General features: G+C 69.5%; 21 protein-coding genes. 2 read left to right on the plus strand and 19 right to left on the minus strand.

Annotation, left to right across the window (positions count from 1 at the left end; genetic code table 11):
- From atpD to prmC, 11 genes are all read right to left on the minus strand, one after another.
- Positions 1–1,449: a F0F1 ATP synthase subunit beta gene (atpD, locus tag BLR68_RS03360; protein WP_018188623.1), complete on the minus strand. Its 1,449-nt coding sequence runs from the start codon at positions 1,447–1,449 to the stop codon at positions 1–3.
- A gap of 22 nt (positions 1,450–1,471) precedes the next feature.
- Entirely contained in the window at positions 1,472–2,368 is an 897-nt protein-coding gene (locus BLR68_RS03365; RefSeq protein WP_018188624.1) for a F0F1 ATP synthase subunit gamma, read from the minus strand.
- A 23-nt stretch (positions 2,369–2,391) separates the two neighbouring features.
- Positions 2,392–4,032 carry a F0F1 ATP synthase subunit alpha gene (gene atpA, locus BLR68_RS03370; protein ID WP_018188625.1) on the minus strand — a complete coding sequence of 547 codons (1,641 nt, stop codon included), beginning with the start codon at positions 4,030–4,032 and terminating at the stop codon, positions 2,392–2,394.
- Between the two features lie 74 nt (positions 4,033–4,106).
- The gene (locus tag BLR68_RS03375) at positions 4,107–4,895 is read right to left on the minus strand and encodes a F0F1 ATP synthase subunit delta (RefSeq protein WP_018188626.1); all 789 of its coding nucleotides are present in this window, start codon (positions 4,893–4,895) and stop codon (positions 4,107–4,109) included.
- Positions 4,895–5,449, minus strand: coding sequence for a F0F1 ATP synthase subunit B (locus tag BLR68_RS03380; protein WP_018188627.1), 555 nt, complete (start codon positions 5,447–5,449; stop codon positions 4,895–4,897). The genes BLR68_RS03375 and BLR68_RS03380 overlap by 1 nt, the downstream gene beginning before the upstream one ends.
- A gap of 29 nt (positions 5,450–5,478) precedes the next feature.
- Positions 5,479–5,712 carry an ATP synthase F0 subunit C gene (gene atpE, locus BLR68_RS03385; protein ID WP_018188628.1) on the minus strand — a complete coding sequence of 78 codons (234 nt, stop codon included), beginning with the start codon at positions 5,710–5,712 and terminating at the stop codon, positions 5,479–5,481.
- Between the two features lie 46 nt (positions 5,713–5,758).
- On the minus strand, positions 5,759–6,550 hold the full coding sequence (atpB, locus tag BLR68_RS03390; protein ID WP_223247006.1) for a F0F1 ATP synthase subunit A: 792 nt from the start codon (positions 6,548–6,550) through the stop codon (positions 5,759–5,761).
- 129 nt (positions 6,551–6,679) lie between these two features.
- On the minus strand, positions 6,680–7,189 hold the full coding sequence (locus tag BLR68_RS03395) for a Cg1360 family ATP-synthase-associated protein (RefSeq protein WP_020096826.1): 510 nt from the start codon (positions 7,187–7,189) through the stop codon (positions 6,680–6,682).
- Positions 7,186–8,346 carry an MraY family glycosyltransferase gene (locus BLR68_RS03400; protein WP_018188632.1) on the minus strand — a complete coding sequence of 387 codons (1,161 nt, stop codon included), beginning with the start codon at positions 8,344–8,346 and terminating at the stop codon, positions 7,186–7,188. The genes BLR68_RS03395 and BLR68_RS03400 overlap by 4 nt, the downstream gene beginning before the upstream one ends.
- Entirely contained in the window at positions 8,343–9,038 is a 696-nt protein-coding gene (locus BLR68_RS03405; protein ID WP_018188633.1) for an L-threonylcarbamoyladenylate synthase, read from the minus strand. The genes BLR68_RS03400 and BLR68_RS03405 overlap by 4 nt, the downstream gene beginning before the upstream one ends.
- A gap of 80 nt (positions 9,039–9,118) precedes the next feature.
- Complete coding sequence (prmC, locus tag BLR68_RS03410; RefSeq protein WP_018188634.1) at positions 9,119–10,009, minus strand: peptide chain release factor N(5)-glutamine methyltransferase; 891 nt, start codon at positions 10,007–10,009, stop codon at positions 9,119–9,121.
- 130 nt (positions 10,010–10,139) lie between these two features.
- On the opposite strand from prmC, the gene cysK reads away from it, so the two are divergent.
- Entirely contained in the window at positions 10,140–11,075 is a 936-nt protein-coding gene (gene cysK, locus BLR68_RS03415) for a cysteine synthase A (RefSeq protein WP_018188635.1), read from the plus strand.
- Positions 11,076–11,104: 29 nt separating this feature from the next.
- On the plus strand, positions 11,105–11,710 hold the full coding sequence (gene epsC / locus BLR68_RS03420) for a serine O-acetyltransferase EpsC (RefSeq protein WP_018188636.1): 606 nt from the start codon (positions 11,105–11,107) through the stop codon (positions 11,708–11,710).
- A gap of 6 nt (positions 11,711–11,716) precedes the next feature.
- Here the strand turns inward: epsC and prfA are convergent, their stop codons facing one another.
- The 8 genes from prfA to BLR68_RS03460 all read right to left on the minus strand — a co-directional run bounded on the left by prfA (position 11,717) and on the right by BLR68_RS03460 (position 22,373).
- Positions 11,717–12,796 carry a peptide chain release factor 1 gene (gene prfA, locus BLR68_RS03425; protein WP_018188637.1) on the minus strand — a complete coding sequence of 360 codons (1,080 nt, stop codon included), beginning with the start codon at positions 12,794–12,796 and terminating at the stop codon, positions 11,717–11,719.
- A 10-nt stretch (positions 12,797–12,806) separates the two neighbouring features.
- On the minus strand, positions 12,807–14,870 hold the full coding sequence (gene rho, locus BLR68_RS03430; protein ID WP_018188638.1) for a transcription termination factor Rho: 2,064 nt from the start codon (positions 14,868–14,870) through the stop codon (positions 12,807–12,809).
- A 163-nt stretch (positions 14,871–15,033) separates the two neighbouring features.
- On the minus strand, positions 15,034–15,966 hold the full coding sequence (gene thrB / locus BLR68_RS03435) for a homoserine kinase (protein ID WP_018188639.1): 933 nt from the start codon (positions 15,964–15,966) through the stop codon (positions 15,034–15,036).
- A complete protein-coding gene (gene thrC, locus BLR68_RS03440) occupies positions 15,963–17,045 on the minus strand; it encodes a threonine synthase (protein ID WP_018188640.1) in 1,083 nt (360 codons plus the stop codon). The genes thrB and thrC overlap by 4 nt, the downstream gene beginning before the upstream one ends.
- Before the next feature lies 1 nt (position 17,046).
- Positions 17,047–18,384 carry a homoserine dehydrogenase gene (locus BLR68_RS03445; protein WP_018188641.1) on the minus strand — a complete coding sequence of 446 codons (1,338 nt, stop codon included), beginning with the start codon at positions 18,382–18,384 and terminating at the stop codon, positions 17,047–17,049.
- On the minus strand, positions 18,381–19,805 hold the full coding sequence (gene lysA, locus BLR68_RS03450; protein WP_018188642.1) for a diaminopimelate decarboxylase: 1,425 nt from the start codon (positions 19,803–19,805) through the stop codon (positions 18,381–18,383). Before lysA ends, BLR68_RS03445 begins: the two co-directional genes overlap by 4 nt.
- A gap of 107 nt (positions 19,806–19,912) precedes the next feature.
- Positions 19,913–20,704: an LmeA family phospholipid-binding protein gene (locus BLR68_RS03455; RefSeq protein ID WP_026303028.1), complete on the minus strand. Its 792-nt coding sequence runs from the start codon at positions 20,702–20,704 to the stop codon at positions 19,913–19,915.
- Between the two features lies 1 nt (position 20,705).
- Positions 20,706–22,373: an arginine--tRNA ligase gene (locus BLR68_RS03460; protein WP_018188644.1), complete on the minus strand. Its 1,668-nt coding sequence runs from the start codon at positions 22,371–22,373 to the stop codon at positions 20,706–20,708.
- Between the last annotated feature and the right edge of the window lie 15 nt (positions 22,374–22,388).

The raw sequence follows: 22,388 nt of genomic DNA on the forward strand, positions 1-22,388 counted from the left end.
TCAGCCGTTCTCCTTCTGGATCTGAGCCCACTTCTCTTCGACGTCGCCGATGCCACCGACGTTGAAGAAGGCCTGCTCGGCCACGTGGTCGAAGTCACCCTTGACGATCGCGTCGAACGACTCGATGGTCTCCTTGATCGGGACCGTGGAGCCCTCGACGCCGGTGAACTTCTTGGCCATGTAGGTGTTCTGCGAGAGGAACTGCTGGATGCGGCGTGCGCGCGACACGACGATCTTGTCCTCTTCGGAGAGCTCGTCGACACCGAGGATCGCGATGATCTCCTGCAGTTCCTTGTTCTTCTGAAGGATCTGCTTCACCGACGTGGCCACACGGTAGTGATCCTCACCGATGTAGCGCGGGTCGAGGATGCGGCTCGTCGAGGTCAGCGGGTCGATCGCGGGGTACAGACCCTTCGATGCGATCTCACGCGAGAGCTCGGTGGTCGCGTCGAGGTGCGCGAACGTGGTCGCCGGAGCCGGGTCGGTGTAGTCGTCGGCGGGGACGTAGATCGCCTGCAGCGAGGTGATCGAGTGACCACGCGTCGAGGTGATGCGCTCCTGGAGCACGCCCATCTCGTCGGCGAGGTTCGGCTGGTAACCCACGGCGGAGGGCATGCGGCCCAGCAGCGTGGAGACCTCGGAACCGGCCTGCGTGAAGCGGAAGATGTTGTCGATGAAGAGGAGCACGTCCTGCTTCTGGACATCGCGGAAGTACTCCGCCATCGTCAGCGCCGACAGGGCGACACGGAGGCGCGTCCCCGGCGGCTCGTCCATCTGGCCGAAGACGAGGGCGGTCTTGTCGAAGACACCCGCCTCTTCCATCTCGGCGATGAGGTCGTTGCCCTCACGGGTGCGCTCACCGACACCGGCGAACACCGACACACCACCGTGGTCCTGCGCGACGCGCTGGATCATCTCCTGGATGAGGACGGTCTTTCCGACACCGGCGCCACCGAACAGACCGATCTTTCCACCCTGCACGTACGGGGTGAGCAGGTCGATGCTCTTGATGCCGGTCTCGAACATCTCGGTCTTGGACTCGAGCTGGTCGAAGTTCGGCGCCTGGCGGTGGATGCCCCAGCGCTCGGTGACCTCGATGGTCTCGCCCGGTGCGGCGTTCAGGACGTCACCCGTGACGTTGAAGACCTTGCCCTTGGTGACGTCGCCGACGGGAACCGTGATGGGACCGCCGGTGTTGCGCACCTCCTGCCCGCGGACCATGCCGTCGGTCGGCTTCAGCGAGATGGCGCGGACGAGGTCGTCGCCCAGGTGCTGGGCGACCTCGAGGGTGATCTCGGTCGACTGGTCGCCGATTACGATCGTGGTCTTCAGAGCGTTGTAGATCTCGGGGATCGAGTCGTGCGGGAACTCGATGTCGACGACCGGGCCGGTGACGCGCGCGACGCGGCCGACGACGGGGGTCTCCGTCTTCTCAGCGGTGAGGCTCATGGCTTCTCTTCTTTCGTGTGGTCTATTTGCCCGACGCCAGCGCGTCGGCGCCGCCGACGATCTCGGCGATCTGCTGCGTGATCTCCGCCTGACGCGCGTTGTTGCGCAGGCGGGTGTAGTCGGTGATGAGCTTGTCGGCGTTGTCGCTGGCGGACTTCATCGCCTTCTGCGTGGCGGCCTGCTTCGCGGCGGACGACTGCAGGAGCGCGTTGAACACGCGGCTCTGCACGTACACCGGCAGCAGCGCGTCGAGCACCGTCTCGGCATCCGGTTCGAACTCGTAGAGCGGGTAGACCTGGCTCGATGCCGTGTCCTCCGCCTCGACGACCTCGAGAGGCAGCAGACGGACCGTCTCCGGCGTCTGCGTCATCATGCTGACGAAGCGGTTGTAGACGAGATTGATCTCATCCACGCCGCCCTCGCCGCCGCCGAGCTCGTACGCGGCGATCAGCGCCGCCGCGATCTCCTCGGCCGTCGAGAACGCCGGGGTGTCGGTGTCACCGATCCACTCCCCCGCCGTCGCGATGCGACGGAACTGGAAGAATCCGACCGGCTTGCGGCCCACCAGGAAGTAGACCGGCTCGACACTCTGGCTGCGCAGCAGCTCGCCGAGCTGCAGAGCCTCGCGGATGACCTGCGAGTTGAACGCGCCGGCGAGGCCGCGGTCGGAACCGAAGACGACGACGGCGGAACGACGGATCTGCTCCCGCTCGGTGGTCAGCGGGTGCTGCACGTTGGAGTGCGTCGACACGGCGGAGACGGCACGCGTGACGGCCCGCGCGAAGGGGTTGGACGCGCGGACGCGAGCCATCGCCTTCTGGATGCGCGAAGCCGCGATGAGTTCCATCGCCTTCGTGATCTTCTTGGTCGTCTGAGCAGAAGAGATCTTCTGCTTGTAGACCCTGAGTTGTGCGCCCATAGGTTATGAGTCTCCCGTCGGCGTCAGCCGCGGCGGCCCTTGACGATCTTCTCCTGGTTCACGTCATCGACGTCCGCAGCAGCGACCTCTTCGTGACCCGGCGTGCCGAGTGCCTGACCCTTGCCGCCCTGGAACTCGAGGACGAAGGCGTCGACGGCCTTCTCGAGCTCGCCGGCGGTGTTGTCGTCGAGCACGTTCGAGTCGCGCAGGGTGTCGAGGATCGACGTGTTCCGCTTCAGGTGGTCGAGCAGTTCGCGCTCGAAACGGAGGACGTCCTCCACCTCGATCGTGTCGAGCTTGCCGTTCGTTCCGGCCCAGATCGAGACGACCTGCTCCTCGACGGGGTACGGCGAGTACTGCGGCTGCTTCAGGAGCTCCGTCAGACGTGCACCACGGGCCAGCTGTCGACGCGACGCGGCGTCGAGGTCGGATGCGAACATCGCGAAGGCCTCGAGCGAGCGGTACTGGGCGAGCTCGAGCTTGAGCGTTCCCGAGACCTTCTTGATCGACTTCACCTGGGCGTCGCCACCGACACGCGAGACCGAGATACCCACGTCGACCGCGGGACGCTGGTTGGCGTTGAAGAGGTCGGACTGCAGGAAGATCTGGCCGTCGGTGATCGAGATCACGTTGGTCGGGATGTACGCCGAGACGTCGTTGGCCTTGGTCTCGATGATGGGCAGACCCGTCATCGAACCGGCACCGAGCTCGTCGGACAGCTTCGCGCAACGCTCGAGCAGACGCGAGTGCAGGTAGAAGACGTCACCGGGGTACGCCTCACGGCCCGGCGGACGACGCAGGAGCAGCGACACGGCGCGGTAGGCCTCGGCCTGCTTCGACAGGTCGTCGAAGATGATCAGGACGTGCTTGCCCTCGTACATCCAGTGCTGACCGATGGCCGAGCCGGTGTAGGGAGCGAGGTACTTGAAGCCGGCGGGGTCGGATGCCGGGGCCGCGACGATCGTCGTGTACTCCATGGCACCGGCGTCCTCGAGGGCGCCCTTCACCGAAGCGATGGTCGAGCCCTTCTGGCCGATCGCGACGTAGATGCAGCGGACCTGCTTCGTGACGTCGCCCGACTCCCAGTTGGCCTTCTGGTTGATGATCGTGTCGATCGCGATGGCCGTCTTGCCGGTCTGGCGGTCGCCGATGATCAGCTGGCGCTGACCGCGGCCGACGGGGATCATCGCGTCGATGGCCTTGATGCCGGTCTGCATCGGCTCGTGGACCGACTTGCGCTGCATGACGCCGGGCGCCTGCAGCTCGAGGGCGCGGCGGCCGGTCGTGGCGATCTCGCCGAGACCGTCGATCGGGTTGCCGAGCGGGTCGACGACGCGGCCGAGGTAGCCCTCGCCGACACCGACCGAGAGGACCTCGCCGGAGCGGGTGACCTTCTGGCCGGCTTCGATGCCCGAGAAGTCACCGAGGACGACGACACCGATCTCGTGCTCGTCGAGGTTCTGCGCGAGGCCCTCGACGCCGTTCTCGAAGCGCACGAGCTCGTTCGCCATCACGCCGGGCAGGCCCTCGACGTGGGCGATGCCGTCCGCGGCGTCGACGACGGTGCCGACCTCGGTCGCCGCTGCCCCGGTGGGCTCGTAGGCGGCGACGAAGTCTTTCAGCGCGTCACGGATGACGTCGGGGCTGATGGACAGTTCTGCCATGGTCTTCCTTCTTAGTGAGGTCTTGTGGCGGGCACCTGGCCTGCCGGGTCCGCTCCTCGGTGGAGCGGGAAGAGTCAGCCCGCCAGACGCTGGCGGAGGTCGCCCAGTCGGGACGAGACGGTGGCGTCGATCACGTCGTCGCCGATCTCGATGCGGACACCGCCGACGACCGTGGGGTCGAGGACGACGTTCAGCGAGACCTCGGTGCCGTAGCGCACCGCGAGGGTGCGCTGGAGGCGGGACGTCTGCTCGTCGGTGAGCTCCGCGGCCGCGAAGACGGTGGCCACGGCGCGTCCGCGCTGGTCGGCGACGACACGCAGCGCACGGCTGAGCATCGAGCGGACCCGTCGTTCCCGCGGTACCTGGACGAGAGACGACACGATCGCAACCGTCGATGCGGCGGCGCGGCCGTTCAGCAGGGTCTCGATGAGCGCGCCCTTGGCGGATGCGTCACCGAGCCGGCTGCCCAGCGCGAGCTCGAGCTCGGGGTTGGCGGCGATCGTACGCGCCACGGAGAAGAGCTCGGCCTCGACGTCGACCTGCGGCTCGGCCATGGCGGCGGCGCGGACGCCGGCCTCCTCGATCCCCGAGATCAGGTCCGCCGACGACGACCAGCGCTCGGCGACGGCCGCGTCGAGGACCGACCCGGTCGCAGCCGAGTACCCGCCGAAGACGCGCGAGACGAGCGCACGTCGAGCTTCGGCGGGCACCGAGGCATCCGAGAGCGCGCCGCTCAGCTGCGACGAGCCGGCCAGGGTGCGCACCGCGGCGAAGAGCTCGCGGGCGACACCGAGGTCGACGCCCGGCGCGGCCGTGAGGGCCGACGTCGTCGCCGCGAGGGCTTGAGTGGTCGCGCTGCCCATTACTTCGCTGCCTTCTCGGAGGATTCGAGGTCGGCCAGGAAGCGGTCGACCACGGCCTTGGCCTTGGCGTCGTCGGACAGCGTCTCGCCGATGACACCACCGGCGAGGTCGAGGGCGAGGGTGCCCACTTCGCTCCGCAGCGAGACGAGCGCGGTCTGGCGCTCGGCCTCGATCTGGTGGTGCGCGGCGGAGGTCAGGCGTGCGGCCTCGACCGACGCGTTGTCCTTGGCCTCGGCGACGATCTTCTTACCGTCCTCGCGGGCGGTCTCGCGGATCTCGCCGGCCTCCTTGCGAGCCTCGGCCAGCTGGGCCGTGTACTCCTCGAGGGCGGCTTCCGCCTTGCGCTGAGCCTCGTCGGCCTTCGCGATGTTGCCCTCGATGGCAGCGGCGCGCTGGTCGAGCAGGACCTGCATCTTCGGGAGGGCGACCCGCCAGAAGACGAACAGGATCACGACGAAGCAGACCCCGGACCAGATGATGTCGTACCAAGCCGGGATCAGCGGGTTGTGAGACCCGCCCTCTTCGGCTGCGTACGCGACAAGAGCGTTCAGCATCCTGTCTCCTTAGTGATCTGAGTCGCGGTTTACTGGAAGATGAAGTAGGTCGCGATGCCGATGAAGGCGAGCGCCTCGGTGAAGGCGATACCGATGAACATCAGGACCTGCAGGCGACCGGCCAGCTCGGGCTGACGGGCCACGCCCTCGATCGTCTTGCCGACGACGATGCCCACACCGATGGCGGGGCCGATGGCGGCGAGGCCGTAACCCATCGTCGCGACGTTGCCCTCGAGGGCGGCGAGAACCGTAGTTGCGTCCACGGAGGTGTTTCCTTTCGGTTGGATGGCTCGGCGTGCGCCGGACCGCTTAGTGCTCTTCTGCCACCGCGAGCTGGATGTAGACCGCGGTGAGGATGGCGAAGACGTATGCCTGGAGGAAGGCGACGAAGATCTCGAAGATCGTGAAGGCGAACCCGAACGCGAGCGTTCCGGCCGCGAGCGCCGAGAACCAGCCGCCCAGGGTGATGAGGAAGAACTGCGTCGCTGCGAAGAACAGGACGAGCATGAGGTGCCCGACGATCATGTTCATCAGCAGTCGGAGCGTCAGCGTCACGGGCCGGATGATGAACGTCGAGAGGAACTCGAGCGGGATGATCAGGATGTAGAGGAACCAGGGCAGCCCGGGAGGCATCAGCGAGTTGCGGAAGAAGTTCCCGGGGCTCGCCTTGATACCGGCGTAGATGAAGGTGACGTACGCGACGAGCGCGAGGAGGAGGGGCACCGCGACGATCGACGAACCTGCGATGTTCAGGAACGGGATGACACCCGTGATGTTCATGAAAAGCACCATGAAGAAGATCGTGGTGAGGATCGGCAGGAACCGGCGTCCGTCCTTCTTGCCGAGCAGGTCTTCGGCGATGTTGACCCGGACGAAGTCCAGGCCCATCTCGACGACGCTCTGGAAGCGGCCGGGGACGACCGTCATGCGGCGGGTGCCGAGCCAGAAGATCAGGACGATGGCGATCGTCGCGAGGATCTGGATGAGGTGGATCCGGTTGACGACGAGGGGGCCGATCGAGAAGACCGCATCGGGGAAGAACTCCGAGATCGACGGTCCATGGAACTCGTCAGGGGCGTCTTCGGCGGCAGTAGCGATCAGGGTCGCAGCTTGAGTAAACAGCGCTGGCTCCAGCTTCGGGGCGTCGATCTATCGATCGGGCGACGATGGTCGGTGAGCTGACTCCGCAGGCGTTCCCGTCGGGGTTCAGGCGGGCTCGTAAACAGCCTATCAGGCCTCTGGGGTGCTGGTGTCCCCGTGCCGACGCTCCCCCGCCTCCACCTCTGCGGCCTCGACCTCTGCGGCGGTGGGCAGCGTCGTGTCACTGACTGCCGGCATCCGCATGCGCATCATGACGACGACGTCCACGACGAGCGAGGCGATGATGCTCACGATCAGGGAGATGAGGAACACCATCGGCGTGAGCCAGGGCTGGTCGCGGAGGACGAAGAGCACCACGAGGAAGACGACGAACTTCAGGATCCATCCGCCCATGACCGACCCGAAGAAGATCGGGACGAACAGCGGGTCGCCGTAGAAGCGGTTGGCGATGAGGATCGAGACGATCGTGAAGGCGAGGAAAACGGCCGCCATGAGGACCGCCACGAGCGCGCTCGACAGTCCCGAGACGCCGGCCACGAGCAGACCCACGACTCCCCCGACGACGGCGAGGACCAGGGTGACGATGCCCGACCACACCAGAGCGGTGCGGAGCATACGGGTGGAGGACAGGGCGCTCATGAGAGGGCCTTTCGCTCGGGCGCGACCGGACGGGCACGGCGCGCGGGGGGAAGGGTGACGAGGACGCACGCCACGCATCCGATGATCAGGAAGGCGACACCGGGCCAGTACCGCCCCGGCCACCCCTTCGTCGTGCCGATGTACATCAGGAGGACGGAGAGGGAGACGACCGCGGTCCATGCGTAGAACACGAACACGGCGTTGCGGTCGGTGTGACCCATGTCGAGCATCCGGTGATGGAGGTGCTTGCGGTCGGGTGAGAACGGGGACTTGCCCTGCGCCATGCGGCGGACGACGGCGAGACCGAAGTCGACGAGGGGGAGCAGCACGATGACCACGGGGAGGATGACGGGGATGAAGGCACCGAGTAGCTGCGAGCGGCCGAAGAGATCGTTGTCGCTCAGCAGGTTCGGCGGCAGATTGCCCGTCACGACGATCGCGGACGACGCCATCATGAGCCCGAGCAGCAGCGCACCGGCATCCCCCATGAACATCCGCGCCGGGTTCCAGTTGAACGGGAGGAAGCCCGCGCACATGCCGAGCAGCACGATGGCGATGAACACACCCGTGTTGCTCTGCTCGCTGTTGTCGAAATCGCGCACGAGCATGGCGGAGTAGGCGAAGAACACCGCGTTGGCGATGAGGCAGACACCGGCGACGAGGCCGTCGAGACCGTCGATGAAGTTGACCGCGTTCATGACGATCACGATCAGGAGGATCGACAGGCTGATGCTCACCCAGCTCGACACGACGACCTGCTGGCCGAAGGGCAGATAGAAGATCTGGATGCCGCCGAGGAACACGACGATCCAGGCGGCGACGAACTGGGCGCCGAGCTTGATCATCCAGTCGAGGTCCCAGAGGTCGTCGGCGACGCCCACCACGACCATGAGCGCGGCGGCCCCGAGGAGCGACCACACCATCGACGGCTCCTGCCAGACGATCGCGAAGGCGGGGAGCTGCGAGGACAGGACGAAGAAGCCGAGCATCCCGATGAACATCGCCACGCCGCCCAGCCGCGGCGTCGGGGTCTTGTGCACGTCCCGCTCGCGGATCGCCGGGTGGAGCCCGAATCTCATCGCCACGCGCCACACGACCCACGAGAAGACGAAGGTGAGGGCGCCGGTGATGACGAACGCGAGCAGGTAGTCCCTCACGCGGCGTCGGATTCTTCGGGGTCGACCGGATCGGGCTCGAGGAGGTCGCCGAGGACGTCGCGGAGGTCCTGGCGCGAGACGGCGCCGTCGCGGAGGACCGTCACCGGGCGCCGGTCGCGACCGACGAGGCCGGTCGCATCGATGATCGTCGAAGCGACACCGGTCTCGACGAGGCCGCCGTCGAGGTACACCGAGACGCTGTCGCGGAGCATCTGCACGGCCGAGTCGATCCCGAGCGCGGCGGGCTTGCCCGTCAGGTTCGCGCTGGACACCGCGAGCGGGCCGGTCTCCTCGAGGAGCTCGAGGGCGAAACGGTCGTTCGGCATCCGCACCGCGACGGTGCCGCGCGTCTCGCCCAGGTCCCACCGCAGCGACGGCTGGGCCGGGAGCACGATCGTGAGTCCGCCCGGCCAGAAACGCTCGACGAGACGCTCGACGGGTTCGGGGACCTCGGCCACGAGAGCGCGCATCGTGTCGGGTCCCGAGACGAGGACGGGGGGCGGCGACTGCCGCCCGCGACCCTTCGCGGCGAGCAGGCGAGCCACCGCCGACGCGTTGAAGGCGTCCGCGGCCACACCGTAGACGGTGTCGGTCGGCATCACGATGAGTTCGCCGCGGCCGATCGCTTGCCGTGCCTGGCGGAGAGCGGGCAGCAGCTGGTCGGCGTCACGGCAGTCGAGAACGGGAGACATATCCGCAGCATTCTACGAGGAGCGCCCCTCCTGCACCTGCGAGAACACGGGAGGAGGGCGTCAGAGGGACGTGGTCGAGGTCAGGGGCGGAGGGCGGTCGTCGCGCGGTCGCGCAGGGTGAGGTCGGGGTGGGTGGCGGCGCCGCGCCACCCGTCGGCGCTCAGGATCTCGCGGATGCCGGGGCCCTGCCACTCGCCGTGCTCGATCACGAGGGTGCCGCCGGGGTGCAGCAGGCGCAGCGCGACGCCCGAGAGGACGCGGACGACGTCCAGACCGTCGGCGCCGCCGTAGAGGGCCGCGGGCGGATCCCAGAAGCGAACCTCGGGGTCGCGCGGGACGGCGTCGTCGGGAACGTACGGAGGATTCGAGACGACGACCGAGACGGTGCCGTCGAGCTCGCGGAAGGCGTCGGCGAGGTCGATGAAGGCGAGCCGGGCGTGCGGTGCCTGCTCGGCGAAGTTCTCCTTGGCCCAGATGAACGCCTCGACCGAGTTCTCGGCGGCGTGCACGCGCGCGTGCGGCACCTCGGTGGCCAAGGCCAGGGCGAGGGCTCCGCTTCCCGTCCCCAGGTCGACTGCGACGGGCTCGGGGCCGGGAGCCTCGCGGAGCGCGTCGATCGCGAGCTGGGCGACCATCTCGGTCTCGGGACGCGGGACGAACACGCCGGGACCGACCCGCAGCTCCATGTGCCGGAACGGCGCCCGGCCGGTGAGGTGCTGAAGGGGTTCGCGCGCCGCGCGGCGTTCGACGAACTCGGCGAAACGCGTCGCCTCGAGCTCCGGCATCCGATCACCCCGCATCATCGCGGCAGCCAGCTCGCCACGGCCGAGCCCGAGGACATGGGCCGCGAGGAGTTCGGCGTCCACATCGGCCGACGGGACGCCCGCGGCGGCGAGGCGCGCCGCCGCGGTGCGGACGAGGGGTGCGAGGTCGCTGCCGGCGGGCGCGTCGGAGATCCGTGAAGTCGACATGGGAAAGCCCAGGATACCGCGCGCCGCATCGTCACACAGGGCCACCGGCCGCAGGCGCGCCTTAGGCTGGGGGACGCATCGCGGGCACCTGAACCGCGACCCAGATCTCCATCCGCACGGAAGGCATCCCATGACCGGCATCCACTCCGACATCACCAGCGCATTCGGCAACACTCCCCTGGTCCGACTGAACCGCGTATCGGAGGGCCTGCCCGGGACCATCCTGGCCAAGCTCGAGTTCTACAACCCGGCATCCTCGGTCAAGGACCGCCTCGGCATCGCCATCGTCGACGCCGCCGAAGCCTCGGGCGAGCTGAAGCCCGGCGGCACGATCGTCGAAGGCACGAGCGGTAACACCGGCATCGCCCTGGCGATGGTCGGCGCAGCCCGCGGGTACAAGGTCATCCTGACGATGCCCTCGTCGATGTCGGTCGAGCGCCGGATGCTGCTGCGCGCCTACGGCGCCGAGCTCGTTCTCACCGACCCCTCCCTCGGCATGAAGGGCGCGGTCGGCGAAGCCGAGCGCATCGCCGCCGAGACCCCGGGCGCCGTGCTCGCCAAGCAGTTCGCCAACCAGGCCAACGTCGAGATTCACCGGAAGACGACCGCCGAGGAGATCCTCCGCGACACCGACGGCGCCGTCGACTACTTCGTCGCCGGCATCGGCACGGGCGGCACCATCACTGGTGTCGGTCAGGTGCTCAAGGAGCGGGTACCGTCCGCGAAGGTCGTCGCCGTCGAGCCCAAGGACTCGCCGCTGCTGACCGAGGGCAAGCCCGGTCCCCACAAGATCCAGGGCATCGGCCCGAACTTCATCCCCCCGATCCTCGACCAGGGCGTCATCGACGAGGTCCAGGACGTCACGTTCGACGACGCGATCGAGACCGCGAAGAAGGTCGCGACGACCGAAGGCATCCTCGTCGGCATCTCGTCCGGTGCCGCCATCTGGGCCGCGCTTCAGGTCGCGGCTCGCCCCGAGGCCGAGGGCAAGAACATCGTCGTCATCATCCCCTCGTTCGGCGAGCGGTACCTGTCGACCGCGCTCTTCGAGGAGTTCCGCGACTGACCCGCACGCCGACACCCGGAAGGTCCGCCGTGCCCCCCACCGCCCCCTCGTTCGTCCGCAGCGTCGCCGCCGCGGCGCGGTCCGTCCGTGAGGACGTGGCCTCCGCGAAGCTGCGCGACCCCGCGGCCCGCGGCGGCGCCGAGATCGCGCTGCTCTACCCGGGACTCCACGCCGTGTGGAGTCACCGGGTCGCGCACGCGCTGTGGCGGCGCGGCAGGCGGTTCCCGGCGCGCGCACTCTCGCAGGTGTCCCGCTGGCTGACCGGGATCGAGATCCACCCGGGGGCCACCATCGGGCGACGGTTCTTCATCGATCACGGCATGGGTGTCGTCATCGGCGAGACCGCCGAAGTCGGGGACGACGTCATGCTGTACCACGGGGTGACGCTGGGCGGCCGGACCCGGGACGGCGGCAAGCGGCATCCCACCCTCGAGGACGGCGTCGCCGTCGGCGCGGGCGCGAAGATCCTCGGGCCGATCGTGATCGGGGCGCACTCGGTGATCGGGGCGAACGCCGTCGTGACGAAGGATGCCCCCGCGGACTCCGTCCTGGTGGGCGTACCGGCACGCGCGCGTCGGCGCACGGCGAACGAGGACACCCGGGCGATCCTCATGGCGCCCGAGTACCACATCTGACCCGGCTCAGGCCTCCGAGCCGACCGCGGCCAGCTGCGCCTCTTCGTCCGCGGCGATCGCGGAATCGATGAGGGGGCCGAGCGCGCCGTCCATCACCTGGTCGAGGTTGTAGGCCTTGTACCCGGTGCGGTGATCCGCGATGCGGTTCTCGGGGAAGTTGTAGGTGCGGATGCGCTCGGAGCGATCCATGCCGCGGATCTGCGACCTGCGCGCGTCGGAGGCCGCGGCATCCCGCTCCTCCTGCTGCTTGGCGAGCAGGCGTGCGCGGAGGACGCGCATACCGGCTTCGCGGTTCTGCAGCTGGCTCTTCTCGTTCTGCATCGAGACGACGATGCCGGTCGGCACGTGCGTGATGCGGACGGCGGAGTCCGTCGTGTTGACCGACTGCCCACCCGGTCCGGACGAGCGGAAGACGTCGATCTTGAGGTCGTTCGGATCGATCTGGACCTCTTCGGGCTCGTCGACCTCGGGGAACACGAGAACACCGGTCGTCGAGGTGTGGATGCGCCCCTGCGACTCGGTCGCGGGCACGCGTTGCACGCGGTGCACGCCGCCCTCGTACTTCAGGTGCGCCCAGACGCCCTGCGCCGGGTCGCTGGACGAGCCCTTGATCGCGATCTGGACGTCTTTGTACCCGCCGAGGTCCGATTCGTTGCGTTCGAGGAGCTCGGTCTTCCAGCCGCGGGATGCCGCGTACTGCAGGTACATGCGAAGGAGGTCCGCCGCGAACAGCGCGGATTCGGCGCCGCCCTCGCCCGCCTTGATCTCGAGGATCACGTCGCGGGCGTCGTCGGGGTCGCGCGGGATCAGCAGGCGCCGGAGCTTCTCCTGCGTCTCGGCCAGGCGCTGCTCGAGCGCCGGGACCTCCTCAGCGAAGGCGTCGTCCTCCTTGGCCAGCTCCCGACCGGCGGCGAGGTCCTCCTCCGCTCCGTGCCACGCATCGTACGCGGCGACGATGCGGGAGAGCTCCGCGTACCGCCGGTTGACGCGCTTGGCGCGCGACGCGTCGGCGTGCACCGCGGGGTCGGAGAGTTCCTCCTGGACCGCGCGGTGCTCGTCGATCAGCGTCTGGACGGATTCGAACACGGCTCGAGGCTCAGCGGATGCTGTTCTCGTGCGCGTGGCCGCCGGCGGCGGGGGCCGGCATCGACTTCTGCATCTGCACGAGGAACTCGACGTTCGACGTCGTCTCCTTCAGCTTGCCGAGGACGACCTCGAGGGCCTGCTGCTGGTCGAGGCCGGCGAGGGCGCGACGCAGCTTCCACGTGATCTTGACCTCGTCGGCCGAGAGGAGCATCTCCTCGCGACGGGTGCTCGACGCGTTGACGTCGACGGCGGGGAAGATCCGCTTGTCGGCGAGCTGACGCGACAGGCGCAGCTCGCTGTTGCCGGTGCCCTTGAACTCCTCGAAGATGACGTCGTCCATCTTGGAGCCGGTCTCGACGAGAGCCGTGGCGAGGATCGTGAGCGATCCGCCGTTCTCGATGTTGCGCGCCGCGCCGAAGAAGCGCTTGGGCGGGTAGAGCGCCGAGGCGTCGACACCACCGGTGAGCACGCGGCCCGAGGTGGGCGCCGAGATGTTGTAGGCGCGGCCGAGGCGCGTGATCGAGTCGAGGAGGACGACGACGTCGCGACCGAGCTCGACGAGACGCTTCGCACGCTCGATGGCGAGCTCGGCGACCGTCGTGTGGTCCTCGGCGGGGCGGTCGAAGGTCGAGGCGATGACCTCGCCCTTGACCGTCCGCTGCATGTCGGTGACCTCTTCGGGACGCTCGTCGACGAGGACGACCATGAGGTGGACCTCGGGGTTGTTCGTCGCGATCGCGTTGGCGATCTGCTGCAGGACGATCGTCTTACCGGCCTTGGGAGGCGCGACGATGAGGCCGCGCTGGCCCTTGCCGATGGGAGCCACGAGGTCGATGATGCGCTGCGTCAGCTTCTCGGGCGCGGTCTCGAGGCGCAGGCGCTCCTGCGGGTAGAGCGGGGTCAGCTTGCCGAACTCGACACGCGTGGCGGCGTCCTCGACCGACAGGCCGTTGACGGCGTCGACCTTGACGAGCGCGTTGTACTTCTGGCGGCTCGACTGCTCACCCTCGCGGGGCTGCTTGATCGCGCCGACGACCGCGTCGCCCTTGCGCAGGTTGTACTTCTTGACCTGGCCGAGCGAGACGTAGACGTCGCTCTGCCCGGGCAGGTAACCCGTGGTGCGGACGAAGGCGTAGTTGTCGAGGACGTCGAGGATGCCGGCGATCGGGATGAGGACGTCGTCCTCGCCGATCTCGGTGTCGAACTCGTCGCCCGTGGACTGCCCGCGGCGCTTGTTGCGCTGGCGGCCGCGGCCCTGGCCCTGCTCGTCGTCGGAGACCGACTCGGCGGCGGGCTTGTCGGCCGGCGCGTTCTGAGCGTTGCCGTTCTGAGCGTTGCCGCCCTGGCCGTTGCCGCCCTGGTTGCCGTTCTGGCCGTTCTCGCCCTTGTTGCGGTTGCGGCTGCGGCTGCGGCTGCGCGACCGGCTGCGGCCGGTCCCCTCGCTGGAGCCCTCGGAGTCGTCTCCGGATGCCGCGGTGTTCGCGTCGCTCGATGCGGACGCGTTCGCGTCGTCGGATGCCTGCTCGGCGGGTGCCTCGGCTGCGGCCGGGGCGGCGCTGGCCTCGGTCACCGGAGCGTCCGCCGGCGTGGCGTCAGCGGCAGCCGGAGCGGCGTCGGCGGCAGCAGCGGCGTCGGCGGCAGGCGCTGCCTCGGCAGGAGCGTCACCGCTCTTGGCACGACGCGGCGCACGCTTGCGCGGCGCCTTCGCCGGCTTCTCGTCGGCCGGCTTCTCGTCAGCGGATGCCTCGACTGCGGGTGCAGCGTCCTGGCCGACGGTCTCGTCTGCGACGGCCTCGTCTGCGACGGGCTCGGCTGCAGCAGCGGCCTTCTTCGCGGAGGTCCTCCGTGCGGGGCGCTTCGCCTGCACGGGCTCCTCGGCGGGCGCGGCGGCCTCGTCGGTGGACGGCTCGGTCGCCTCGTCTGCGGCGGGCGCGGCTTCGACGGCAGTCGAGTCGGCGGTGTCCGCAGCGGCATCCGTCGTCGCGTCCTGCGCGGCGGCCGTGGTGGTCTCGTCGGCGGCAGCGCCGCCGGTGGCGACGTCGTCGCCGGTCTGGATCTCGGAGATGGACTCCACGAGTTCTCCCTTTCAGATGTGGAAAGTCATAACCGCAGGTGGTTCCGTCCACGACGGATCCGAATCCTCAGCGGGGTGTTCGCGCAGGCACAGAGTTGCGCAGGCCCGTCAGGAGGGGTGTGCGGTGGTTCGCAAATTGCGAGTGGAGGGCAGATTCACGTGATTACGTGGCATCCTCCGTATGGTCCCTCACTGTACCACCCCGCACATCGACGGCCAGCAGCAAGGGTTTCCATGGCGTGTCCGTCGACGTGGCGGCGAAATCGACCGCTTCGAGTCGTCGACCCGGCCCGTCGGCGAGGACGAGGACGCTGGGTCCTGCGCCCGAGACGACGGCGGCGAACCCGGCGGCACGCAGGCCCTGCACGAGTGCATCCGTCGCGGGCATCGCCTGCGCCCGGTACGACTGGTGGAGCTTGTCCTCCGTCGCCGCCATGAGCAGTTCGGGGCTCTGCGTCAGCGCCGCGATGAGCAGGGCCGACCGCGACACGTTGAAGACGGCGTCCTCGCGCGTGACGTGGAGCGGCGCGAGACCGCGCGCGACCGAGGTCGACATCGTGAACTCGGGGACGAAGACGAGCGGTGAGACCCCGCGGTGGACGGCCAGCTTCTTGTGCTGCGGCCCCGTGGAGTCCATCCACGCGATGGTCAGCCCGCCGAATAGCGCCGGCGCCACGTTGTCGGGGTGCCCCTCGAGCTCGGTCGCCAGGCGCAAGAGGGTCTCGGGGCCGAGGGTGACGTCGCCCTCGAGCAGTCCCTGCGCCGCGAGCAGTCCCGCCACGACGGCGGCACCGGAGGATCCCATCCCGCGGCCGTGAGGGATCACGTTGTGCGCGCGCAGACGGATGCCGGGCATCGGCCGGCCGGCCGCCTCGAACGCGTACGCCATCGAGCGGACCACGAGGTGCGAGGCGTCCGTCGGAACGTCGGCGGCCCCCTCCCCCGAAACCTCGATCTCGAGGCCCGGACCGTCGAGCGCGGTCACGACGAGTTCGTCGTGGACGCTCAGGGCGAGACCGAGCGTGTCGAAGCCGGGCCCGAGGTTGGCGCTCGTCGCGGGGACGCGAACGGCGACGGAGCGCCCCGCGAGCGTCATCCCGCCACGCGGGTGAGGTCGAGCGCGGAGGCCACCTCGCTGGTCGCCGCGTCCACGACGATGGGCTCGACCTGCGAGCCGTCGGGGTTGCGGAGCGCCCACTGCGGGTCCTTCAGGCCGTGGCCGGTGACGGTGAGGACGACCTTGGCGCCGTTCGGGATGACACCCGCCTCGGCACGGTCGAGCAGACCGGCGACGCTGATCGCCGACGCCGGCTCGACGAAGACGCCGACGGTGCCGGCGAGGAGCTTCTGCGCCGCGAGGATGCGCTCGTCGTCGATCGCGCCGAACCAGCCGTCGGTGGCTGCGCGGGCTTCGAGGGCGAGGTCCCACGACGCGGGGTTGCCGATGCGGATGGCCGAGGCGATCGTCTCGGGGTTCTTCACGACCTCGCCGCGCACGAGCGGCGCGGAGCCCTCGGCCTGGAAGCCGAACATGCGGGGCACGCGCGTGGCGACGCCGCGCTCGGCCTCTTCGCGGTAGCCGCGCGAGTAGGCGGTGTAGTTGCCGGCGTTGCCGACGGGGATGAAGTGGAAGTCGGGGGCGTCGCCGAGCTGGCTGACGACCTCGTACGCGGCCGTCTTCTGTCCCTCGATGCGGTCGGGGTTGACCGAGTTGACGAGGTGCACCTTGTACCCGCCGGCGAGCTCGCGCGCGATCTCGAGGCAGTCGTCGAAGTTGCCGCGGATCTGGATGAGCTGGCCGCCATGGGCGACGGCCTGGCTGAGCTTGCCCATGGCGATCTTGCCCTCGGGGACGAGGACGGCGGCCGTGATGCCGGCGTGCGCGGCGTAGGCGGCCGCGGATGCCGAGGTGTTGCCGGTCGACGCGCAGATGACGGCCTCGGCTCCGTGCTCGACGGCACGGGAGAGGGCGACGGTCATGCCGCGGTCCTTGAACGAGCCCGTCGGGTTCATGCCCTCGAACTTGATGTAGACATCGGCTCCGGTGATGCGCGACAGCGACGCCGCCGGGATGAGCGGGGTGCCGCCCTCGCCGAGCGTCACGACGGTCGAGGCGTCGGTGACGCCCAGTCGATCGGCGTACTCGCGGAGGACTCCGCGCCAGACGTGTGCCATGTCAGTCTCCTTCTACCCGCAGGACCGAGACCACCCGACGCACCGCGCTGGTGGCAGCGAGGCGCTCGACGGTGTCGGCCAGGTCCTGCTCCCGGGCCGTGTGGGTTCCGATGACGAGGTGCGCGACGGCATCCCCGCTGTCCTGGGCGACGGCGCCGCCCGAGGTGGTCTGTTCGACGGTCGCGATGGACACGTTCCCGTCGCTGAGGATGCCGGCGACGGTGGCGAGCACACCCGGCCGGTCATCGACTTCGAGCGTGATCTGGCAGCTCGTCCGGATACGGCCGATCGGCACGATCGGCAGGCCGCCGCGCGTCGACTCGCCGACTCCGGGTCCGCCCGCGACGTGGCGCCGCGCAGCCGAGACGACGTCGCCGAGGACGGCGGACGCGGTCTGCACTCCCCCGGCACCCGCGCCGTAGAACATCAGGTCACCGGCGGCCTCGGCCTCGACGAACACGGCGTTGTTCGCGCCGTGCACCGAGGCGAGGGGGTGCTCGCGGGGAACCAGGGCGGGGTAAACGCGGACCGAGATCGCCTCGCCGTGCGGCGCGGCGTCGGGCTGGTCGACGAGACGTTCGCACACGGCCAGGAGCTTGACGACGTAGCCGGCCTTGCGGGCGGCCTCGATGACGCCGGCATCCACGGCCGTGATGCCTTCGCGGTGCACGGCGTCGAGCGGCACGGTCGTGTGGAAGGCGAGGCTCGCGAGGATCGCCGCCTTCTGCGCGGCGTCGTACGCCTCGACATCCGCCGTCGGGTCGGCCTCGGCGTAGCCGAGCCGCTGCGCTTCGGCGAGCACCTCGTCGAAGCCGAGACCTTCGCGGTCCATGCGGTCGAGGATGTAGTTCGTCGTGCCGTTGACGATGCCCATGATCCGTCGCACCCGGTCGCCGGCGAGCGAGTCGCGGAGCGGCCGGATGATCGGGATCGCGCCGGCGACGGCCGCCTCGTAGGCGACGGTGGCCCCGACCTGGTCGGCGGCGTCGAAGATCTCGCTGCCGTGGGTCGCAAGGAGCGCCTTGTTCGCCGTGACGACGTCGGCGCCGGAGGAGAGGGCGTGGAGGATGCGGGTGCGGGCGGGCTCGAGCCCCCCGGTGACCTCGATCACGATGTCGGCGCCCGCGATGAGGGTGTCGGCGTCGGTCGTGAACAGGTCGCGGGGAAGGTCCGCTTCGCGCGGGGCGTCGACATCGCGGACGGCGATCCCGACGAGGTCGAGCGGTGCTCCGGCTCGGTCGGCGAGCTCGTCGGCGTGCGTCAGCAGCAGCCGGGCGACCTGGGATCCGACGGCGCCGGCTCCCAGGAGCGCGACGCGCAGGCGGCGGGGTTCGATCATGTGGACTCCTCGGAGGTGCGGGATGCCGGTGCGACGCCGAGGTCGCGCGCCAGCAGGTCGCTCTCGTCCTCGCCGCGGACGATCAGCCGAGCTGTGCCGGCACTCACGGCCACGACGGGAGGTCGGGTCAGGTAGTTGTAGTTGCTCGCGAGCGAGAAGCAATAGGCGCCCGTCGCCGCGACGGCGACGAGGTCGCCGGGCTCGACGTCACCGGGGAGGTACTCGTCCGACACCACGATGTCGCCCGCCTCGCAGTGGCGCCCCACGACGCGCGTGAGAGCGGGGGCGGAGTCGCTCCGGCGGCTCGCGATGCGCGCGCTGTAGTCCGCGCCGTACAGGGCTGTGCGGGCGTTGTCGCTCATGCCGCCGTCGACGCTCACGTAGAGCCGTTCGAGGTCGTCCGAGACGCGCACCGGCTTCACCGTGCCGACCCGGTAGAGGGTCACCCCGGCGCGTCCGACGATGGTGCGGCCCGGCTCGAAGGCGAGCTCGGGCATCGGGATGCCGCGGCTCTCGCACTCGCGCCCGACCGCCGCGACGATGCCGTCGGCGAGCTTCGCGATCGGGGTCGGGTCGTCCTTCGAGGTGTAGGCGATGCCGAAGCCGCCGCCGAGGTTCAGGAGGGGAACGTCGCCTCCCTCGCGGAGCCGGGCGTGCAGCTCCACGACACGAGCGGCGGACTCGGCGAAGCCGGCGGTCCCGAAGATCTGCGAGCCGATGTGGCAGTGCAGTCCCGCGAAGCGCAGCGACGGAAGTTCTCGGATGCGTGCGACGGCGGCCTCGGCATCCGTCAGCGCGAAGCCGAACTTCTGATCCTCGTGGGCCGTCGCCAGGAAGTCGTGGGTCTCGGCGTGCACGCCGCTGTTGACGCGGATGAGGACGGTTTGGACGCGCCCTTGGGACTCGGCTTCGGCGGCGATCCGCTCGATCTCGACGAGCGAGTCGATGACGATGGAGCCGACGCCGACCCGAACCGCGCGGCTGATCTCGGACGGCAGCTTGTTGTTGCCGTGGAGGCCCAGGCGGGCAGGGTCCGCTCCCGCCGCGAGCGCGACGGCGAGCTCGCCGCCGCTGGCGACGTCGACACCGAGGCCCTCGGCGGTGACCCAGCGCACGACGTCGGTCGTGAGCAGAGCCTTGCCCGCGTAGTAGACCCGGGCCGTGCCGCCGTGGCGGGCCGCGGCATCCCGGAACGCCGTCAGCACCTCGCGGGCGCGAGCGCGGACGAGGTCCTCGTCGACGACGTACAGCGGGGTGCCGAACCGCTCGGCGAGCTCCGCCGCGGACACTCCCCCGAAGACGATCGCCCCGGCGTCGTCACGGACGGCTCCCTCGGGCCACACGGCCTCGACGAGCGCGTTCGCGTCATGCGGCTGAGTCAGCCACTCGGGCACGGCGGGACGGTCGGAGGTGGTGGACACGCAGGGGCACCAATCGGGGTGGGAACGGGTACGTCGGGCGGTGTGGCCACGCCCCGACGGTGCCCACAGTCTAGGGCACCGGGGCGGAGCACCCCGGCTCCGTGACGCTAGCGGTCGCCGTCGCAGGAACCGGGTTCCTGCGCGGCCTTGTCGCGGAGGATGGCACTGTCGATCTCGAAGTCCGCGACGATCCCGCGCTCCGCGACGGAGACACCCGTGAGGGTCATCGCCTTCGGCAGGTACTGAGACACGCAGACCGGCAGCTCCTCCAGCATCGAGCCGACGAGCGGACCGAGCTGCTGGCGGAGCGCGTCGGCCGACACATCTGCGCCGCCGAGACGGAACGTCGTGGGCGACAGGACGATCTGGCCGTCGCGGGCGGCGGGCGACAGGGTCACCCCCACGGGGACCGACGTGCCGAGGATCGGGAACGCGGTGTCGAGGGCGACGTCGGGCGGATCGAGCGTCACCGACTCCGCGGGGAAGCCGTCCACCTTCGACAGCAGGGCGCGGGTCTGAGCCTGATCCAACACGACCGTCGCGTTCGCCGACGACCAATCGGCACCGGTGTACATCGGAACGTCGTCCGCTGTCACGTCGACGTCCGCCGTGATGCCGTTGAGCTCGACATCGTCAGCGCTCAGCCTGATCTCGGGCAACTGTCCGACCACGACGAGAGGCAGCAGGAGCGGCGCGGGGATGTCGACGTCGATCTTCTGGTCGGCCGGGAGGCCGACGTTCTGGACGATCTGATCGCGGATGATCTGCGGCGTGACGATGCGTGCCGCGACCTCCGCCGCGACGAGGAGTCCGACGACCGCGAGGACGATGACGACCGCCCAGGTGACCCCTCGACGGGGACGACGGCGAGCAGGCCGGACCTCGGTCACAGTTGCCACGTCACATCCGTTCGGGCGCGCTGACGCCGAGCAGGTCGAGTCCGTTGCGCAGGACCTGACCCGTCGCGTCGTTCAGCCACAGGCGCGTGCGGTGCACGTCCGTGACCACCTCGTCGCCGAGCGGGGTGACGCGGCACGAGTCGTACCAGCGGTGGTAGAGGCTCGCGAGCTCCTCGAGGTACCGGGCGATGCGGTGCGGTTCGCGCAGCTCCGCCGCGAAGGCGACGAGGCGCGGGAACTCCTGCAGCGCTCCCAGGAGCGCGGACTCGGTCTCGTGCGTGAGCAGCTCGGGAGCGAACGCGTCGCGCGCGACGCCGGAATCGGCGGCGTTGCGGGCCACGTTGTGCGTGCGCGCGTGGGCGTACTGCACGTAGAAGACCGGGTTGTCGTTCGTCCGCTTCTGCAGGATCTCGGGGTCGAGCGTGAGCGGCGAATCGGCCGGGTAGCGCGCGAGCGAGTAACGCAGCGCGTCGGTCCCGAGCCATTCGCGCAGGTCGTCGAGCTCGATGATGTTGCCGGCGCGCTTGGAGAGGCGCGCCCCGTTGATGGAGACGAGCTGCCCGATGAGGACCTCGATGTCCTTCTCGGGGTCGTCGCCGGCCGCGCCGGCGAGCGCCTTCAGGCGGTGCACGTAACCGTGGTGGTCGGCGCCGAGCAGGTAGATCTTGTGCGCGAAACCGCGGTCGCCCTTGTTCAGGTAGTAGGCGGCGTCGGCGGCGAAGTACGTGTACTCCCCGTTCGAGCGGCGGATGACGCGGTCCTTGTCGTCGCCGAAGTCGGTGGTGCGCACCCACACGGCGCCGTCGGCGTCGAAGACGTGACCCTGCGCACGCAGGCGGTCGACGGCCTCGTCGACGAGGCTCGGGCCACCGTCTGCGCTCTTCGCGTGCAGCGTCCGCTCGCTGAAGAAGACGTCGAAGTGGACGTTGAACTTCTCGAGGGATGCCTGGAGCTCCGCGAGCTGCAGTTCGTAGGCCTTGTCGCGGGCCGCGGCCACGCGTGCGTCCTCGGGCAGGTCGGCGATGCCGGGCTCGGCCTCGGCGACACGCGCCGCGAGGTCGTCGATGTAGGCCCCGGCGTAGCCGTCCTCGGGAGCCGGCTCGCCCTGCATGCGGGCGAGCACCGAGCGACCGAACCGGTCCATCTGCGCGCCGGCGTCGTTGATGTAGAACTCGCGGACGAGGGTCGCGCCGCTCGCGAGCAGCAGACGGGCGATCGCGTCGCCGAGAGCGGCCCAGCGCGTGTGCCCGATGTGCATGGGACCGGTCGGGTTCGCGCTGACGAACTCGAGGTTGATCGTGTTGCCCTCTTGCGAGCGCCCGTGCCCGAAGGCCGTGCCCGCCTCGACGATCGTCTTCGCGAGCGCGCCGGCAGCGGCGGCATCCAGTCGGATGTTGATGAACCCGGGGCCGGCGACCTCGACCGAGGCGATGCCGTCGACGGCAGCGAGCGCGTCGGCGACCTCGGCCGCGAACTCGCGCGGGTTCGCACCGACCTGCTTCGACAGCTTCAGCGCAGCGTTGGATGCCCAATCGCCGTGGTCGCGGTTCTTCGGGCGCTCGACGGGGAAGTCGGCGAGCGTCAGAGCCTCACCGGAGCCGGGTCGTCGCGCCTCCACGAGCGGGGAGACGACGGCGAGAAGGGCTGCGGAGAGGGCTTCTGGAGTCATAGCCCGTCAAGTCTA

The organism is Microbacterium sp. 77mftsu3.1, from assembly GCF_900100525.1.
GTDB lineage: Bacteria > Actinomycetota > Actinomycetes > Actinomycetales > Microbacteriaceae > Microbacterium > Microbacterium aquilitoris.

What these genes read in the sequence shown, in the direction of transcription:
- BLR68_RS03365 (WP_018188624.1), bottom strand. Translation starts at nt 2,368, where the DNA reads ATGGGCGCACAACTCAGGGTCTACAAGCAGAAGATCTCTTCTGCTCAG.
- thrB (WP_018188639.1), bottom strand. Translation starts at nt 15,966, where the DNA reads ATGACGCTCGCGGGGCGCTCCGTCGCCGTTCGCGTCCCCGCGACGAGC.
- BLR68_RS03395 (WP_020096826.1), bottom strand. Translation starts at nt 7,189, where the DNA reads ATGAGCGCCCTGTCCTCCACCCGTATGCTCCGCACCGCTCTGGTGTGG.
- BLR68_RS03375 (WP_018188626.1), bottom strand. Translation starts at nt 4,895, where the DNA reads ATGGGCAGCGCGACCACTCAAGCCCTCGCGGCGACGACGTCGGCCCTC.
- thrC (WP_018188640.1), bottom strand. Translation starts at nt 17,045, where the DNA reads ATGGCACACGTCTGGCGCGGAGTCCTCCGCGAGTACGCCGATCGACTG.
- BLR68_RS03405 (WP_018188633.1), bottom strand. Translation starts at nt 9,038, where the DNA reads ATGTCTCCCGTTCTCGACTGCCGTGACGCCGACCAGCTGCTGCCCGCT.
- cysK (WP_018188635.1), top strand. Translation starts at nt 10,140, where the DNA reads ATGACCGGCATCCACTCCGACATCACCAGCGCATTCGGCAACACTCCC.
- prmC (WP_018188634.1), bottom strand. Translation starts at nt 10,009, where the DNA reads ATGTCGACTTCACGGATCTCCGACGCGCCCGCCGGCAGCGACCTCGCA.
- BLR68_RS03460 (WP_018188644.1), bottom strand. Translation starts at nt 22,373, where the DNA reads ATGACTCCAGAAGCCCTCTCCGCAGCCCTTCTCGCCGTCGTCTCCCCG.
- BLR68_RS03445 (WP_018188641.1), bottom strand. Translation starts at nt 18,384, where the DNA reads ATGATCGAACCCCGCCGCCTGCGCGTCGCGCTCCTGGGAGCCGGCGCC.
- atpA (WP_018188625.1), bottom strand. Translation starts at nt 4,032, where the DNA reads ATGGCAGAACTGTCCATCAGCCCCGACGTCATCCGTGACGCGCTGAAA.
- BLR68_RS03380 (WP_018188627.1), bottom strand. Translation starts at nt 5,449, where the DNA reads ATGCTGAACGCTCTTGTCGCGTACGCAGCCGAAGAGGGCGGGTCTCAC.
- atpD (WP_018188623.1), bottom strand. Translation starts at nt 1,449, where the DNA reads ATGAGCCTCACCGCTGAGAAGACGGAGACCCCCGTCGTCGGCCGCGTC.